This is a genomic window from Fulvivirga ulvae (genome assembly GCF_021389975.1).
Lineage (GTDB): Bacteria > Bacteroidota > Bacteroidia > Cytophagales > Cyclobacteriaceae > Fulvivirga > Fulvivirga ulvae.
The window spans coordinates 3,875,133-3,891,836 of sequence record NZ_CP089981.1; the positions used below are offsets into that span (position 1 = coordinate 3,875,133).

Here is a 16,704-nt window from a genome sequence, read left to right on the forward strand (position 1 = left end):
CGGCATCGGTTGCCGGCTGCTGTTTCGCTTGAGATTTGACTCTTCTTATTTAATCATTTAAACAGGGTGGAGAACATGAGGTGAGTTAGTTAATAGGTTATACCAACAGCCAATATGAAAAGAATTGGCACTAATCAAACGAATGGGCCGGCCAATTTACCCTCCTATAGTAGACATTGACTCATGGTGGTCTTTCTGAGAGCGAGAAGCTTCTGCAGCCCATCCGTCCTTGTGGCGGTTGCCGATGGCACCGGCAATGGCATTGATTAACTGTTGGTCGGAAGCGCCGTTGCGCATCAGTGTTTTGATATCCAGGGCCCCATGGTCATAAAGGCATGTCTTTAGAGTGCCCTGAGAAGTAACCCTGATCCGGTTGCAGCTTCCGCAAAATGTACGGGTATAGGCTGCAATGATGCCTATATTGCCTTTAAATCCAGGAATTTGGTAATGATAGGCTGTACTATGTTTCGGATCACTGACCTTAGCGATGTCCGGATACACTGACCTGAGCTGGCTTAAAATAGCGCCATGGTCCCAGAGGAGCTGAGCCCTGGATGTACCTGTACCATTAAATGGCATCTCCTCAATATAGCGTATGGAAATAGGCTTGTCACTTGCTAATTCGGCCATGGGTACTATATCCCGGGTATTTTTTCCATCCATCACCACCATATTTATTTTTACAGGGATACCGGCATCCAGAAGCTTGTTAAAGGTATCGAGCACACTTTGGAGTTCATTGCGCCTCGTGATCTGCAGGAAGCGCTCTGGGTCAAGCGTATCAAGGCTCAGGTTTACGGATGAAATATTTATCTCCTTAAGCTTATCGATATACTGGGCTGTGAGCACACCATTGGTAGTAATGTGAAGTTCTTCCAGGGCAGGGATTTTTCTAAGCCGCTCCAGAAAGGAGATCATGTCTCTTCTGGCAAAAGGTTCGCCACCGGTGATGCGTACTTTTTTAATCCCGGCCTGGCAGGCAACACGCACAAGTCGCTCCATTTCTTCATAACTAAGAAGCTCCTTTCTGGGTAGAAATTTGATGCCTTCCTCAGGCATGCAGTAAAAACATCTCAGGTTACACCTGTCTGTAACCGCAAGTCTGAGGTAGGTTATAGGCCTGCCAAAATTATCTGTGAGAGAAGGTTGAGACATTATTCAAATTTAAGCGATATATCACATTTTCTTTATGCTTTGTGTCAATTATTTGACAGTAAGCGGGAGAACCTTTATACACGTGACCCATTGTATTAAAGTTATAATTGTTATTTTTATCGTACTCATTTCTATGAACTGATCATTGAAAAGAATAGTTTAGCTGTAATTATGGAAGTCGAGATTTTAGCCTTTGGAATTACAAGAGATATCGTTGAGGGGGATAGCTTCAAAGTTTCTCTTGAAGAAGGAGCCAGCGTTTCTGTCCTTAAGGAGTTGCTTTATAAAGCATATCCAAAGATGAAGCAGCTAAACTCACTTAGGATAGCGGTTGACAATGAATATGTTGATGAAGGGGTAGTGTTGCAGGGGAATGAAGAAATAGCACTTATCCCGCCTGTTAGCGGAGGGTAATCATGATAAAAATAACAGAATATCCGTTAAACCCTGATGATATTACCAGCACTGTTTTCAGTGATGAGGCTGGCGCTGTTAATGTATTTATTGGTACAGTCAGGGCTACTACCAAACATAAAAGGGTGGTTAGGCTTGAGTTTGAGACCTATCTCAATATGGCCATTAAAGAGATAGAGAAGATCATTGAGACAGTAAAACAAAAATGGCCGGTACACCATGTAGTTATTCATCACCGCATAGGTGCTTTGACTGTAGGAGAAATAGCGGTAGTCATTGCTGTATCCTCCCCGCATCGGAAAGAAGCCTTTGCTGCCTGCCAGTATGCTATCGACACTCTAAAAGAGACTGTTCCTATCTGGAAAAAGGAAGTCTTCGAAGATGGTGAGGAATGGGTTTCAGCCCACCCTTAAATCAATATGGCCAGTGCAGTTATAATGGCCAGGCCAACCAACATGCTAAACAATAGTATCCCCAACAGTTCTGCTTTCATCGATTCTTCTTTAAACCTTTCCATAGATATTGATATTTGATGTACTGAAGTAAATATCAATAATAGTGCTGATTAGGTTTATTTATCAATAAACAATTATATAATAGACTTTTATGGATACTTACGGCATGGATCAGGCCCTGATAAGAGGATAAAAAGTGTCAAAAGGAGAAATTGACTTCAAAATGGGACGACTTCAAAATGGAATTTTTTATTTATTCAAAGTCCTCATAAAGCAGGTACTTTCTTCTTAGTACCTTATAACTATTGAGTTCTCCAGCCCATCCTTCCCTGATATCTTCTTCGGATAGTCCGTTTGTAATTTGCTTTCTAAGCTCATCCGTGCCTGCGAGTTTATCAAAATAGCTGTTGAAAAAATCTTTTTCTTCATACTTCTGATAAAAATCCAGCAGGTATGCAAGTGAAAACCCTCCGCCGAAGTCGGTCTGGTGAAAATCAATGCCATAGCATTTCTGATTTTCATACCTGGGGTTTTTAGCCATTCCTTCTATACTCTCAGGTGTGAAAACGTGCGGCAAATCTTTGAAATCAGGATGGCCGATCTGCTGAAATGGCTGATAAGTACCTCTGCCAACACTGATCACCGTGCCTTCAAACAAACAAAGTGAAGGATACATTTTTATGGATAAGTCATTTGGCAGGTTAGGGGAGGGCTTTACCGGTAATGAATACTGGTTTTTATGGTTATAATTTTCAACAGGTATTATTGTAATACCACATTTGATTTTGTTATTAAGCCAGCCTTCCCCATTGATCATTTTAGCAAGCTCGCCCACCGTAAGTCCGTGTAGCACCGGTATAGGGTGCATGCCTACAAATGACTGGTATGCCGGCTTTAGCACCGGTCCGTCTACATACATGCCATTTGGGTTTGGCCTGTCCAGTATAATCATGGGTTTATTGCTCTCAGCGCAAGCTTCCATCATGTAATGCATAGTACTGATGTAGGTGTAAAACCGGGTGCCTACATCCTGAATGTCAAAAACAACAACATCGATACCGGCCAGCTGCTTAGCCGTCGGCTTCTTGTTGTCACCATAGAGTGAAATGATGGACAGTTTTGTTTGTACATCAACACCGCTTTTTACAGTTTCCCCGGCATCGGCGTCACCCCGAAAGCCATGCTCGGGAGCGAATACTTTTTTAAGGTTAACGTTGAGACTGAGCAACGTATCGACGAGGTGAGAAGGGCCTACCATAGACGTATGGTTAACCACGAGGGCCACATTTTTGTCTTTTAATAAAGGCAGATAATCAGCTAGTTGGTAAGCACCCGGAATGATCTGACTTTTATTTTCAGGCTGCCCGTGGCCGCATGAAGTGGTGGCAATGAAAAATGATATGAGTAAAATGAGCCTGTTCAATACTTAATTATTTAATTTGCACGCAAGAGAGACTAAAATTAAACGATATTCTTGAACCTATCTTATTTTATATCCAAAAGAATCGCAGGAAACCAGCAAGACAGCTTTTCGTCTACCATCCATAAAATAGCTGTCGGTAGCATAGGCATAGGGCTTGCAGTGATGATTGTCTCTTTCCTGATCCTCAAGGGCTTTCAAAATACCGTAACGGATAAGATCTATAGCTTTAGCTCCCACTTCCAGGTCACTAAATACACGATGGGAAATTCTTATGAAGAAGCACCTATATCTATTGATAATGAGTTGTTTAACAATTATCAAAAGTATGATTTCATTGACCATGTGCAGGAGTACAGTAACAAAGCCGGGCTGATTAAAACAGAAGAAGAGGTATTGGGGATCATTTTTAAGGGGGTAAGCAAAAGGTTTGACCTGAACAGGTTTGGTGAAAATATTGTAGAGGGGAGGTTTATATCATTTGACGATGAGTCTTATTCGAAAGAGGTGATGCTGAGCCGGGTTATTGCTGACAAATTAAAGTTGAGTGTCGGAGACAAGATTACCGTACACTTTTTCCAAAACCCACCCCGCGTAAGACGCCTGGATGTTGTTGGTATTTACGAAACTAATCTTTCAGAATACTATGACAGCAAGATTATTATCGGGGATCTTCGCCTGATACAGCGCCTTAACGACTGGTCAGACAGTGTGGCCAGAGGTATGGAAGTCTTTGTAAAGGACCCGTCACGGATGGACCAGGCTGAAAAAGCACTGGATGAGATTGTCGACTATGACTTTTTCGTAGAGAAAATAAGTGACAAATACATCCAGGTGTTCGACTGGTTGCATCTGATCAGCCGGCAGGTCAATATCTTTTTAGGGATTATTCTTTTTGTGGTATGTGTCAACATGATCTCTATTATACTTATTCTTATCATGGAGAGAACACAAATGATCGGATTGCTAAAAGCCCTTGGAGCCAACAATAGTCAGATCAGGAGCATTTTTATTTACAATGGTATTCAGCTTATTGCAAAAGGGCTGATTTTAGGCAACGTTTTGGGTATAGGCGTTTGCATGGTCCAATACTACTTTAAGGTTATATCTCTTAACCCTGCAGACTATTATATGAGTTATGTGCCCATCGGCTGGGCCTGGGATGTGATTATTGGGCTTAACCTGCTCACCCTGCTGGTAGTCAGTCTGATTATTTTGATCCCTACGGCGGTTATTTCCAGAATAAACGCTATAAAGAGTATTAAATTCGACTAGGCAGCGTCCGCATAGTATTTCTTGAACCAGCTATCGATCTTGAGTTGTATTACTCCAAAGAATGCTTCTTTAAATATTGATCCCGACATTTTGGATTTTCCTCGGGTACGGTCCGTGAAAATGATAGGTACCTCAAGTATTTTGAAGCCATACTTCATGGCGGTAAACTTCATCTCTATCTGAAATGCATAGCCGATGAACCGGATCTTTTCCAGGTCGATCGACTCTAGTACCTTTCGTGTGAAGCAGACAAAACCTGCAGTGGTGTCATGGATAGGCATGCCTGTGATAAACCTGACATATATACTGGCAAAGTAGCTCATGATCACTCTTCCCATAGGCCAGTTAACCACATTGACGCCGCTGATATATCTGGAGCCCACGGCCATATCATAACCTTCAGCAGAGCAGGCCTTATATAGGCTGATCAGGTCTTTGGGGTTATGGGAGAAGTCGGCATCCATTTCAAAAATGTAATCGTATTTTTTTTCAAGAGCGAAGTTGAAACCTCTTATATAAGCCGTGCCTAACCCTTGCTTTCCCTTTCGTTCTACCAGGTGTAAAGTCCGGCCATCATAGTTTTTTTGCTGAAGTTCCTTTACGAGGTTGCCGGTGCCATCGGGTGATCCGTCATCAACAATAAGGATATCAAACTTATGAGGCAGCGAAAACACGGCATCAATAATTAATTCGATGTTTTCCTTTTCATTGTAAGTAGGTATGATAACTAAGCTGTCGTTCACGCTGTCTGATTGTTGATAGTAAGGTTAAAGCGCCTAAAAATAACAAATCCCTGTTAAATCTGTAACTCTTAGAATTTGTTTTTATTCTGTATGTACTAGATTTGCAAATCTTTGTTGCACTAAAAATCCCAATATTTTGAATAAATGTGTATTTCTGGATAGAGATGGTGTCCTTAACAGGGACTATGTAGACTATGTATACTCTGCTGACAAGCTGGAGATCCTCCCTGGCGTTGCGGAAGCACTTACCTCACTCAAACGCGCCGGATATTTGCTAATCGTGATCACCAACCAGTCTGGTATAGCCAAGGGGCTATATACAAGAGAGCAAATGCACGAGTGTCATCAACTGATGCAAAAGGCGTTTAGCCACCAGATAGACCATTTTTATTTTGCACCGGGACACCCAACTGTAAGCGAGAGCCTTTCCAGAAAGCCGGGCTCACTGATGTTTGAGAAAGCCATAGCAAAGTTCAATATAGATATAAAACTTTCCTGGATGATTGGCGACAAAGAGCGTGACCTTGTACCGGCGAAAAGGCTCGGCATAAAGACTATACAGGTAGATAATGATGATAGCCGTATGGCTGACTACAAAGCGAAAAACCTGCCCGATGCTCTGGAGATTATCTTTGGGTAATACATCGCTATGATCTTGAGTATAAACTTATGGCATAATCATAGACATTATTCTCTGATTATGCCATAAGTTTTGATGTTGACGACTAGTACCCCAGTAAGTTCAGCATAGCTTCACTCTCCTGTTCGTCGGAGAACAGGTTTGTAACAATCTCACCCTTGGAGTTTTTATCGATCAATACATGTTTGGGTGCAGGTATAAGGCAGTGCTGAATACCTCCATAGCCGCCTAATGACTCCTGATAAGCGCCTGTATGAAAGAAGCCGATGTATAGCTTGTCCGTTTTGTCAGCCTCCAGCATTGGTAAGAATACATCACTGGTATGTGCTTCCGAGTTATAATAATCCATACTGTCGCAGGTTAAGCCACCCAGATTCACTTTATGGAACATACCATCCCACTTGTTAAGCGGAAGCATAATATACTTCTGGTTGAGGCCCCAGGCATCAGGGAGATGCGTAATGAAAGAGCCGTCGATCATATACCAAAGCTCCTTGTCATTTTGTAGCTTCTGGTCCATGATAGAGTAAAGTACAGCGCCACTTTCGCCTACGGTAAAGCTGCCAAATTCAGTAAAAATATTGGGTACCGGTACATTGTTCTTACCACAGATCCATTTTACGTTTTCAATGATCTGCTCTACAATATATTTGTAGTCAAACTCAAATTGCAGAGAAGTTTTGATAGGGAAACCACCGCCGATATCAATGGTGTCCAGCTCAGGGCATTCTTTTTTCAATTCGCAGTATTTAAAAATAAACCTGCTTAGTTCACTCCAGTAATACGCCGTATCTCTGATGCCGGTATTGATAAAGAAATGCAAAAGCTTGAGCTTAGCCTTTTTGCTGGGCTTTATCTGGTCTCTGTATAACGTATTGATATCTCCATACCTGATGCCCAGCCTTGAGGTATAGAACTCAAAGTTAGGCTCCTCGTCTGCGGCGATCCTTATCCCTACATTATATTCACCTTTTACATGCTCCTCATAGTGGCTCAGCTCGTGCAGGTTATCCAGTACCGGGATGCAGTTCTTAAACCCGTCATTAAGCAGGTCGCTGATATATTGCTTGTAAAGAGGGCGTTTAAAGCCGTTGCAAACCACATAAGTGTTTTTATTCACTTTTCCCTTCTCATAGAGCTTTCTTACAATGGGAATGTCAAAGGAAGATGAAGTTTCTATATGTATATCGTGCTTCAGGGCCTCTTCAAGTACAAAGCTGAAGTGTGATGATTTTGTGCAATAACAATATGTATAAGATCCTTCGTAATTATGCTTTTTAATGGCATTGTTAAAAATCTGTTTGGCATACTTGATGTTTTCACCAATTTTAGGAAGGTACGTAAGCTTGAGAGGTGTGCCATATTTCTCTATAATGTCCATTAAGGGCACATTATTAAAATAAAGTTTATTGTCTACAACCTTGAATTCTTCCTGAGGAAACTCGAATGTTTGCTCTATAAGATCGATGTATTTTTTCATAAAAATAAACTGTACTGTATAAGCTGGAAGTATTTAATTGAACAATGCAATATTGGTATAAATTTGCAATCTTTGCAAAGCAATTTCCATTGCTGAGAAATATTATATATAAATCTATTTTATGAATAAAACATTGCCTTTAAAAGATATCAGGATTATTGAAGTGAAATCGGAGATAGCTGCTGGTACAAGAGGCGCCAGTTTAGGCATAGATGCACTAAAAATAGCTAGTCTGGACCTGGAATCCGATTACTTTACCCGCTTTGACTCGGAGGAGGTTGAAAATGTTAACGATATACTTTTTGATGGTTATGCTCACCCTCACGCCAAGTTTATTGACGGTGTTTTAACAATGGAGGAAAGAGTTTGTTTACAAGTATCGAAAGTGCTTAAATTGAATAGCTTTCCGATCATATTGGCAGGAGACCACTCTACCGCTGCGGGTTCCATCGCAGGGATCAAAAAAGCACACCCCAAAAAGCGACTCGGCGTGATCTGGATAGACGCTCATGCTGATATGCATACACCGTATACTACACCATCAGGCAATATGCATGGTATGCCCCTGGCGATGGTTAGCAATACAGACAACCTGGAGTGCAAAATCAATGACCCCAAAAATGAAACTGTTGAGCTCTGGAACCAATTGAAAGAAGTTGGAGGCAAAGGAGCGAAAATAAATTTATCAGATGTAGTATACATAAGTGTCAGGGATTTGGAGCAACCAGAACAATTCCTGATGGAGAAACATAATATTACCAACTTTACAACCCAGATAGTAAGGGAAAAAGGGGTGGAGGCGATAGCGAAAGAAACCCTTGCCCTGCTTAAGGAGTGCGATATTATCTATATTTCTTTTGATGTAGACAGCATGGATTCCAAAATATCGGTAGGCACGGGTACTCCGGTTCCCAATGGTCTTACTGTAGAGGAAGCCAAAGAGTTAAATACACGATTGATCAGAGATCCCAGGGTTATAGCCTGGGAGATGGTGGAGGTGAACCCTACATTGGATACAGAAAACAAAATGGCTGAAAATGCTTTCGAGATTCTTGAGGCCACCACAAATTCCCTTTTGGGATAATAATGGAAACAAAGCAGTGTGCAGATACTATATTGATGATCCGGCCGGTAAACTTCCGGTACAATGAGGAGACCGCGGTTAATAATTATTATCAGCGGGTAATCGATAATCTGCACCCTCAGGATGCGCAGCAAAGGGCTCAGCAAGAGTTTGACGAGCTGGTGAAGCAGTTGCGAGAGCGGCAGGTAAATGTAATCGTTATTGATGATACAGCAGCTCCGGATACACCTGATTCCATTTTTCCCAACAACTGGATATCCTTTCATGATGATGGGAGGGTAGGTCTTTATCCTATGTATGCTCACAACAGGAGGCTGGAAAGAAGAGATGAGATACTCGCCACACTCGAAAACCGATATCATCTGAAGATATCCGGTATTGAAGATTTTTCATTTCACGAAGAGGAAAATAAGTTTCTCGAAGGTACAGGGAGCATGATCCTGGACCGGCCCAACAGGTTGGTATATGCAGCTTTGTCACTAAGGACCAATCAGGAAGTACTTGGCGAATTTTGTAAAAAGTTCGGTTATGAGCCTGTCACATTTAAGGCATATCAGACTGTAGAAGGTCAGCGCATGCCGATCTACCATACCAATGTGATGATGTGTGTGGCTGATGAGTTTGCCATTATTTGTGATGCATCTATAGATGATGCAAAAGAAAAGAAAGAGGTTTTGTCTTCGTTAAAAAAAACGGGCAAGGAGATAATTCCTATAGAAGAGGCCCAAAAGTACCATTTTGCAGGTAATATGCTTCAGGTCACGTCTATAACAGGTCAAAAGTACCTGGTCATGTCAAGTGCGGCATATTCTGTGCTCAGGGCTGAGCAAAAGGATGCTATAGAAAAACATTGCCCTATAATTCACAGTTCATTAGATACAATAGAAGCTTTGGGCGGAGGAAGTGCCAGATGTATGATGGCCGAGGTATTCCTGCCCGTACAGCATAAAAATTAATTTATAAGCTAAAATATTTTGGAACATGGCTAATTCTCCAATTACAGACTTCATAGAAAAACATTATTTACATTTTAATGCGGCGGCGTTGGTCGATGCTGCAAAAGGATATAAAAAACACCTTTCGGAAGACAAAAAAATGCTTATCTCTCTTGCCGGAGCTATGAGTACCGGTGAGCTTGGCAAGTCGCTTTCCGAGATGATCCGCCAGGACAAAGTGCAGATCATATCATGCACCGGAGCAAACCTGGAAGAAGATGTTATGAACCTCGTGGCGCATTCTCACTACGAAAGAGTTCCCCATTATCGTGACCTTACTCCCAAAGAGGAGTGGGAACTGCTGGAAAGAGGCCTGAACAGGGTAACGGATACCTGTATCCCTGAAGAAGAGGCATTCAGAAGAATCCAGAAACATATATTTAAAATATGGAAGGAGGCCGAAGATAACGGAGAACGATACTTCCCCCATGAGTTTATGTTCAAGCTGTTAAACTCAGGTGTGCTCGAGCAGTATTACGAAATTGACCCTAAAAACAGCTGGATGGTAGAAGCGGCTAAAAAGAACCTGCCTATGGTGGTTCCCGGCTGGGAGGATTCTACTTTGGGGAATATTTTTGCCTCTTACTGCATGAAGGGGGAACTAAAGCCTTCAACCATGAAGTCGGGCATTGAATATATGACATATCTGGCAGACTGGTATATCAAAAATGCGGAAGATAAAGGCATTGGTTTCTTCCAGATTGGCGGAGGTATTGCCGGAGATTTTCCGATTTGTGTGGTGCCTATGCTGTACCAGGATATGGAGCTTACTGATACCCCTTTCTGGAGCTACTTCTGCCAGATATCTGACTCAACCACGAGCTATGGTTCCTACAGCGGAGCGGTACCTAACGAAAAAATTACCTGGGGTAAGCTAGACATAACCACTCCGAAATATGTTATAGAGTCGGACGCTACAATAGTGGCCCCTTTGATTTTTGCATATGTACTAGGATGGTGATAAATATGACCGAAGTAAACTCAGATAATTCACAACATTTATTAATAACCCGCAACCTGCAGGTAACCGATTATGATCAGCTTGTGCAGATCATGAAAAAGTGCTACCCCATGATGAAGGGTGAGATATGGCTAAAATCGCAGATAAAAAGGCTTATCGATATTTTTCCTGAAGGACAGCTATGCGTGGAAGATAACGGGCAAGTAGTTGCCTTTGCTCTTTCCATTATTGTTGATTATTCCAGGTTTGGCGATAGTCATAGCTATGAGCAGATCATAGATGATTCTAATTTCGGCACCCACACCAATGACGGGGATGTGCTATATGGTATCGATGTTTGTGTAGACCCGGGTTACCAGGGTATGCGATTAGGGCGAAGGCTTTATGATTCAAGAAAAGAGCTATGCGAGAACCTTAACCTGAGATCTATTGTGGCAGGTGGGCGCATACCTAATTATCATAAGTATAGCGATGATTATACCCCTAAAGAATATATTCAGAAAGTAAAGGAAAAGGAGATCTATGACCCTGTACTATACTTTCAGATGAGCAATGATTTTCACGTTAAGAAAATACTTAAAAACTATATTCCTTACGATAAGGCCTCCGGGTCGTATGCAGTGCTGATTGAGTGGAATAATATCTACTTCGATGAAGAGGAGAAATTGATTGGCGCAAGGAAGACCTCAGCAAGAATAGGTGTAGTTCAATGGCAACTGAGAAGCGTGCGTTCGCTGCAGTCATTCTTCGAAAATGTTGAATTTTTTGTGGATGCGGTGAGTGGCTATCAGGCCGACTTCCTGGTGTTCCCGGAGCTGTTCAACGCCCCGCTGATGTCTGAATTCAATGAAGATAATGCTGCAAAAGCAATCAGGAAACTGGCACAGTACTCTAATGAGATCAGGGACAAAATGGTGGAGTATGCCCTGTCTTACAATATAAATATTATAGCTGGTAGCATGCCTGTTTACGAAGATGAGAAACTGTACAATGTTTCCTACTTATGCCGTAGAGACGGTAGCTACGAAGCCCAGTATAAGATCCACGTTACACCGGCTGAAAGAAGTGATTGGGGTATGACTGGCGGTTCCGGGGTCAAAGTATTTGAAACGGATACAGCCAAAATAGGCATTCTTATCTGTTACGACTCAGAGTTTCCGGAGCTGAGCAGAATACTGGCAGATCAGGGTATGGAAATACTCTTTGTGCCATTTGCTACTGATATGCACAATGGATTCCACAGGGTCAAAGTGTGCTCGCAGGCGCGCGCCATTGAAAACGAATGCTACGTGGTTATTTCAGGTAGTGTGGGTAACCTGCCCAAGGTTAAAAATATGGATATCCAGTTTGGACAGTCAGCAGTTTTTTCTCCATCCGATTTTGCCTTCCCTCAAAATGCTATTGTTGCGGAGGGTACTCCTAACACAGAAAATACTATTATTGCAGATGTAGACCTTAACGACCTGAAACATCTGCATAACAGCGGAAGCGTTCGTAACTTAAAGGACAGAAGAAAAGACCTTTACGATTTAAAACTTAAAGAATAAATGAATATTGAGCAATCCCTTCAACAGGATATTTCCAAAGCATTTAACGAGGTATTTCAGGCAAATCTAAGTCCTGGAGAAATATCCCTGCAACCAACACGCAAAGAATTTGAAGGATCTCATACTTTTGTATGCTTCCCATATGCCCGGCTTTCAAAGAAGAACCCCGAGGAAACCGGAAGGACAGTAGGGGAATATCTGAAGCAGCATTCTGAAATAGTGGCTGATTTCAACGTAGTTAAAGGTTTTTTAAATATTGTACTGAGCGACAGTACGTGGGTAAGTGTGTTTAACTCCATACTTAATGCAGAAAACTACGGTACTTTCCCGGCTAATGGTAAGGAAGTGATGATTGAGTACTCATCACCCAATACCAACAAGCCTCTGCATCTTGGACACCTGAGAAATAACTTTCTGGGATGGTCCGTAGCAGAGATACTCAAAGCCAACGGCAACAAAGTTCATAAGGTGCAGATCATAAACGATCGTGGCATACATATATGTAAGTCTATGGTCGCCTGGCTAAAATATGGAAACGGGGAAACACCGGAAACGGCAGATAAGAAAGGTGACAAACTGGTGGGCGATTACTACGTAAAGTTTGACCAGGAGTATAAAAAACAAATTGCTGGACTTACAGCGAAGGGCATGGTACAAGAGCAGGCCGAGAAAGAAGCCCCTATTATGAAAGAGGCCCAGGAAATGCTGCTTAAATGGGAACAGAAAGAACCTGAAACTTATGCCCTTTGGCAAAAGATGAACGGCTGGGTATACACTGGCTTTGATGTTACTTATCATCAAATGGGTGTTGATTTTGACAAACTTTACTATGAATCGGAAACCTACCTGCTGGGTAAAGATGAAGTGCTAAAAGGTGTTGAACGAGGTATTTTTTTTAAGAAAGAGGACGGCTCCGTTTGGGTAGATCTTACCGCCGAAGGCTTGGATCAGAAGCTATTGTTAAGGGCTGATGGTACCTCTGTTTACATGACACAGGATATAGGTACCGCTATCCTGAGATTCCGGGACTTCCCTGAAATAGCTAAGCAAATATATACCGTGGGTAATGAGCAGGAGTATCACTTCAAGGTATTGTTCATTATACTTGATAAACTGGGATATGAGTGGGCAAAAGAATGCTATCACCTGTCATACGGTATGGTTGACCTGCCCACGGGTAGAATGAAATCACGTGAGGGTACTGTAGTGGATGCGGATGACCTGATGCAGGAAATGATAGATACAGCACGGGAGCATACCGAGGAGCTTGGAAAAATCGAAGGCTTTACCGTAGAGCAGGCAGCAGACCTTTACGAAACACTTGGGGTTGGCGCTTTAAAATACTTTTTATTAAAAGTCGATCCTAAAAAACGCATGTTGTTCGACCCTAATGAATCTATTCAGTTTCAGGGAAATACCGGGCCATTCATCCAGTATACACATGCGAGGATATCCGCTATTTTAAGAAAAGCAGGTCAATTGGGAATTAGCTCTGCCAATGAAGAGATTGCAGGTTTTGATAGCTTGCACCCGATTGAAAAGAATGTGATTTATCTGTTGAATGACTATACAGGTAAGGTGAAAGAAGCGGGGACAAATTATTCACCGGATATCATAGCCCAGTATGTTTATGATCTGGCTAAAGAATATAATCGTTTCTATCAGGAGGTTTCAATCTTCAATGAAGAGGACCAGCAGGCATTGAAGTTCCGCATTGCCTTTTCAAAAGTGGTGGCAGAAACCATTAACAAAGCGATGGGCCTTTTGGGGATCAGCGTACCGGAAAGAATGTAATTATGAACGTGAAAGCATGGCTTAGTGCCTTTAGACTCAGAACGTTGCCCCTGGCACTTGCCAGCATTGGCATGGGTAGTTTCTTAGCAGCAACCCGTGGTGCTTTCAGTTGGGCAATCTTTAGCTTTTGCGCCCTGACTACCATCCTTCTCCAGATACTCTCTAACCTGGCCAATGATTATGGAGACACGGTAAACGGAGCCGATAGCGTGGAAAGAAAAGGTCCTGCACGCATGGTACAGTCCGGGCAAATTACACTGGGCAGTATGAGAAAGGCTTTGGTACTTTTCGTTGCTCTTTCACTGGCGAGCGGCATCTGCCTGCTATACCTTTCCTTTGGCTTTCAGGTCCAGGCCTTTCTGTTCTTCTTTGTTTTAGGGATACTGGCCATTTTTGCTGCCCTTGCCTATACTGCTGGCCGAAAGCCCTATGGTTACATGGGGTTGGGTGATCTTTCCGTACTGATCTTTTTCGGGCTTATTGGTGTAATGGGCTCGTACTATTTATACACACAGCAGGTTGACCTATACCTGGTATTACCGGCATTGAGCTGCGGATTTTTTTCTGTAGCCGTACTTAATGTCAATAATATCAGGGATATAGAGTCAGATAAAAAGGCGGGTAAATATTCCATACCGGTACGGATCGGCAGGGGAAAAGCCATTGTGTATCATTGGGTATTACTAATCTCCGGAGTGTCTGCAGCGCTGCTTTTTACCTATTTTCAATATAGTTCCTGGACACAGCTTTTGTTTTTGGTTACGGTTCCGCTTTTTATCATTAATGGCAAGGCAGTTAAAAATAAAGTTGAACCTCATACACTGGATCCTTACCTGAAGCAAATGGCACTCAGCACGTTATTATTTGTCCTGCTATTTGGAGCAGGCAACTTGATGTCGTAAATTTTCGGCCTGATAGTCAGGTTATAATAAATGTCAGTGAAAAACTTTCTTATTGTTGCTCTTATTACATTATCAACATGCCTTTATGCCCAAAAGGATATAGATAGTCTCAGCTATGTACTTGATAACTATATATCGGAGGATACGGTCAAGGTAGATTTGCTCAACAAACTGGGGTATGAGTATTGGATAGTCGACCCTTCGAAGTCGGAGATGTTGGGAGAAAAAGCATTGGCTATGGCCCGGCAGCTTTCTTATGAAAAAGGCAAAGCGTTTGCCAACCGGGTTATAGGTGTAGCACACTGGACTCGTGGCAACTATGAAGAAGCCCTGGAGTATCTTTTTGAAGGTCTGGTCATTTACAGGAATATCAACGACCGGCTTGGACAGGCCAACTGCCTCATGAACATCGGACTGGTTTTCAGTGATCAGATGAATAATGAAAAGGCCCTTAAGTATTATTTTGAAGCTGTTGAAATATTCGAAGCACTAAAGAAATTTGACCGGATCGCCACCACATACAGTAAGATCGGCACCATACTGCTGGATGAGAAGAAATACGATGAAGCATATAATTACCTGGTCAAAGCATTAAACATTCACCAGAACAATGGCTTTAAATACGGTATATCTGAGGCAAACAACCGCTTAGGGCTACTATTTCTGAAACAGAAAGAATACCAGCGATCGCTCCGGCACCTGCTTAACTCTTTTGAGATCGGTAAGGAAATCAATGACCGGGAAGGTATGGCAAAAAATCTGGAAAACCTTGGATACCTCTACCTGGACAAGGGTGACTATGATAGCGCTATTTACTATTTTGAACAAGGGTTGAGCCTGGCAAATGAAATAAAGTCAAAAAAATGGCTTAAGGATATTTATCAGGGACTGAAGCTGGTTTATGAACAACAAAAGAACTACACACTGGCCTTGTCATACGCTAATAAGTACAATACCATGCGCGACAGCCTGTTTAACATAGAGATGGCTACCCGGATAGCCAATATGCAGACAAGGATAGAAACGGTGGAAAAGGAAAAAGAACTGGAGCTACAGGCACAGCAAATAGCATTGCTGGAGCAGGAAGCCAGGTTTAATAATAGCCTGAAGTGGTTTTTGGTTATCGGTTTGATGTTGATCCTGCTGATAGCCTATCTGATAATAAAAAACCAAAGAACCCGCCTGAAAAAGGACAGGGCGCTGTATCAGTCCAGAGAAGAGTTGTCCAGGGTTGAGCTTGAAAATGCTCAGCTAAGAAAAGAAGAACTGGAGCTTGAACTTAATTATAAAAACAAGGAGCTGACTTCCTACACTATGAATTTCATTCAGAAGAATGAATTAATCAAAGAATTAAAGGAGGCCATACAGCAAATCATAAAAACTGCAGATACAGGCATAAGGAAAGATCTCAGCAAACTTATCAGGCTAATAGATTCAACAATTGGAATTGATAAAGACTGGGAGAACTTCAAACTTTTCTTTGAGCAGGTGCACCAGGACTTTTTCGATCAGCTAAAAGCTGAGTTTCCCGAGCTGACTGGTAGCGATCTTAAACTTTGTGCATTGGTTAGGCTAAACCTGAGCATGAAGGAGACCTCTGCATTGTTGGGCATATCAGCCGAAAGTGTGAAGACGGCACGATACAGGCTGCGCAAGAAACTCAACCTTGAATCAGGAGAAAACCTGATGGACTTCCTGATCAGTTTCAATCAGGCAAAGAGTGCGTGATGCCATTCCTGCAAAACCCTCTTACTTTAAACTTGGCTAAAACAGTCGGTATTTTTGATGTAGAAATACCGTCCGATATCATTTAAAAGTGGCGTACGGCGCATTATTCTG

15 protein-coding genes are annotated in these 16,704 nt (G+C 42.2%); 11 read left to right on the forward strand and 4 right to left on the reverse strand.

Annotated elements, in window-relative coordinates:
* Positions 1–156: 156 nt before the first annotated feature.
* On the reverse strand, positions 157–1,155 hold the full coding sequence (moaA, locus tag LVD17_RS16570) for a GTP 3',8-cyclase MoaA (RefSeq protein ID WP_233760126.1): 999 nt from the start codon (positions 1,153–1,155) through the stop codon (positions 157–159).
* Between the two features lie 171 nt (positions 1,156–1,326).
* Between moaA and LVD17_RS16575 the strand changes: the two genes are divergently transcribed.
* Both LVD17_RS16575 and LVD17_RS16580 read left to right on the forward strand, forming a co-directional pair.
* Positions 1,327–1,569 carry a MoaD/ThiS family protein gene (locus tag LVD17_RS16575; protein ID WP_233760127.1) on the forward strand — a complete coding sequence of 81 codons (243 nt, stop codon included), beginning with the start codon at positions 1,327–1,329 and terminating at the stop codon, positions 1,567–1,569.
* Positions 1,570–1,571: 2 nt separating this feature from the next.
* Positions 1,572–1,982, forward strand: a complete 411-nt coding sequence (locus LVD17_RS16580; RefSeq protein ID WP_233760128.1) for a molybdenum cofactor biosynthesis protein MoaE — start codon at positions 1,572–1,574, stop codon at positions 1,980–1,982.
* A 295-nt stretch (positions 1,983–2,277) separates the two neighbouring features.
* On the opposite strand, the gene LVD17_RS16585 is transcribed toward LVD17_RS16580, so the two are convergent.
* The gene (locus LVD17_RS16585; protein WP_233760129.1) at positions 2,278–3,447 is read right to left on the reverse strand and encodes an exo-beta-N-acetylmuramidase NamZ family protein; all 1,170 of its coding nucleotides are present in this window, start codon (positions 3,445–3,447) and stop codon (positions 2,278–2,280) included.
* 51 nt (positions 3,448–3,498) lie between these two features.
* On the opposite strand from LVD17_RS16585, the gene LVD17_RS16590 reads away from it, so the two are divergent.
* A complete protein-coding gene (locus LVD17_RS16590; RefSeq protein WP_233760130.1) occupies positions 3,499–4,719 on the forward strand; it encodes an ABC transporter permease in 1,221 nt (406 codons plus the stop codon).
* Here LVD17_RS16590 and LVD17_RS16595 read toward each other — a convergent pair.
* A complete protein-coding gene (locus tag LVD17_RS16595; RefSeq protein WP_233760131.1) occupies positions 4,716–5,462 on the reverse strand; it encodes a polyprenol monophosphomannose synthase in 747 nt (248 codons plus the stop codon). The genes LVD17_RS16590 and LVD17_RS16595 overlap by 4 nt on opposite strands.
* A 136-nt stretch (positions 5,463–5,598) precedes the next feature.
* On the opposite strand from LVD17_RS16595, the gene LVD17_RS16600 reads away from it, so the two are divergent.
* Positions 5,599–6,102, forward strand: coding sequence for a D-glycero-alpha-D-manno-heptose-1,7-bisphosphate 7-phosphatase (locus LVD17_RS16600; RefSeq protein WP_233760132.1), 504 nt, complete (start codon positions 5,599–5,601; stop codon positions 6,100–6,102).
* An 85-nt stretch (positions 6,103–6,187) separates the two neighbouring features.
* On the opposite strand, the gene LVD17_RS16605 is transcribed toward LVD17_RS16600, so the two are convergent.
* The gene (locus tag LVD17_RS16605; protein WP_233760133.1) at positions 6,188–7,582 is read right to left on the reverse strand and encodes a type III PLP-dependent enzyme domain-containing protein; all 1,395 of its coding nucleotides are present in this window, start codon (positions 7,580–7,582) and stop codon (positions 6,188–6,190) included.
* Positions 7,583–7,703: 121 nt separating this feature from the next.
* Between LVD17_RS16605 and rocF the strand changes: the two genes are divergently transcribed.
* From rocF to LVD17_RS16640, 7 genes are read left to right on the forward strand one after another with little or no spacing between them, the layout of a single operon-like run.
* Positions 7,704–8,666, forward strand: coding sequence for an arginase (gene rocF / locus LVD17_RS16610; protein WP_233760134.1), 963 nt, complete (start codon positions 7,704–7,706; stop codon positions 8,664–8,666).
* Positions 8,667–8,668: 2 nt separating this feature from the next.
* On the forward strand, positions 8,669–9,622 hold the full coding sequence (gene ctlX, locus LVD17_RS16615; RefSeq protein ID WP_233760135.1) for a citrulline utilization hydrolase CtlX: 954 nt from the start codon (positions 8,669–8,671) through the stop codon (positions 9,620–9,622).
* A 25-nt stretch (positions 9,623–9,647) separates the two neighbouring features.
* Positions 9,648–10,622 (forward strand): deoxyhypusine synthase family protein, encoded by a 975-nt coding sequence (locus LVD17_RS16620; protein WP_233760136.1) that lies wholly within the window; start codon positions 9,648–9,650, stop codon positions 10,620–10,622.
* Positions 10,623–10,627: 5 nt separating this feature from the next.
* Positions 10,628–12,169: a bifunctional GNAT family N-acetyltransferase/carbon-nitrogen hydrolase family protein gene (locus LVD17_RS16625; protein WP_233760137.1), complete on the forward strand. Its 1,542-nt coding sequence runs from the start codon at positions 10,628–10,630 to the stop codon at positions 12,167–12,169.
* Positions 12,170–13,963 carry an arginine--tRNA ligase gene (gene argS, locus LVD17_RS16630; protein ID WP_233760138.1) on the forward strand — a complete coding sequence of 598 codons (1,794 nt, stop codon included), beginning with the start codon at positions 12,170–12,172 and terminating at the stop codon, positions 13,961–13,963. It begins immediately after the preceding gene.
* Between the two features lie 2 nt (positions 13,964–13,965).
* Complete coding sequence (locus LVD17_RS16635; protein ID WP_233760139.1) at positions 13,966–14,865, forward strand: 1,4-dihydroxy-2-naphthoate polyprenyltransferase; 900 nt, start codon at positions 13,966–13,968, stop codon at positions 14,863–14,865.
* Between the two features lie 36 nt (positions 14,866–14,901).
* Entirely contained in the window at positions 14,902–16,593 is a 1,692-nt protein-coding gene (locus LVD17_RS16640; protein WP_233760140.1) for a tetratricopeptide repeat protein, read from the forward strand.
* The last annotated feature ends 111 nt before the right edge of the window (positions 16,594–16,704 follow it).

Bases quoted from the DNA above. Each gene is read 5' to 3' on its own strand.
- LVD17_RS16580 (WP_233760128.1), top strand. From the start codon at position 1,572: ATGATAAAAATAACAGAATATCCGTTAAACCCTGATGATATTACCAGC.
- LVD17_RS16635 (WP_233760139.1), top strand. From the start codon at position 13,966: ATGAACGTGAAAGCATGGCTTAGTGCCTTTAGACTCAGAACGTTGCCC.
- LVD17_RS16625 (WP_233760137.1), top strand. From the start codon at position 10,628: ATGACCGAAGTAAACTCAGATAATTCACAACATTTATTAATAACCCGC.
- LVD17_RS16575 (WP_233760127.1), top strand. From the start codon at position 1,327: ATGGAAGTCGAGATTTTAGCCTTTGGAATTACAAGAGATATCGTTGAG.
- argS (WP_233760138.1), top strand. From the start codon at position 12,170: ATGAATATTGAGCAATCCCTTCAACAGGATATTTCCAAAGCATTTAAC.
- LVD17_RS16605 (WP_233760133.1), bottom strand. From the start codon at position 7,582: ATGAAAAAATACATCGATCTTATAGAGCAAACATTCGAGTTTCCTCAG.
- ctlX (WP_233760135.1), top strand. From the start codon at position 8,669: ATGGAAACAAAGCAGTGTGCAGATACTATATTGATGATCCGGCCGGTA.
- rocF (WP_233760134.1), top strand. From the start codon at position 7,704: ATGAATAAAACATTGCCTTTAAAAGATATCAGGATTATTGAAGTGAAA.
- moaA (WP_233760126.1), bottom strand. From the start codon at position 1,155: ATGTCTCAACCTTCTCTCACAGATAATTTTGGCAGGCCTATAACCTAC.
- LVD17_RS16620 (WP_233760136.1), top strand. From the start codon at position 9,648: ATGGCTAATTCTCCAATTACAGACTTCATAGAAAAACATTATTTACAT.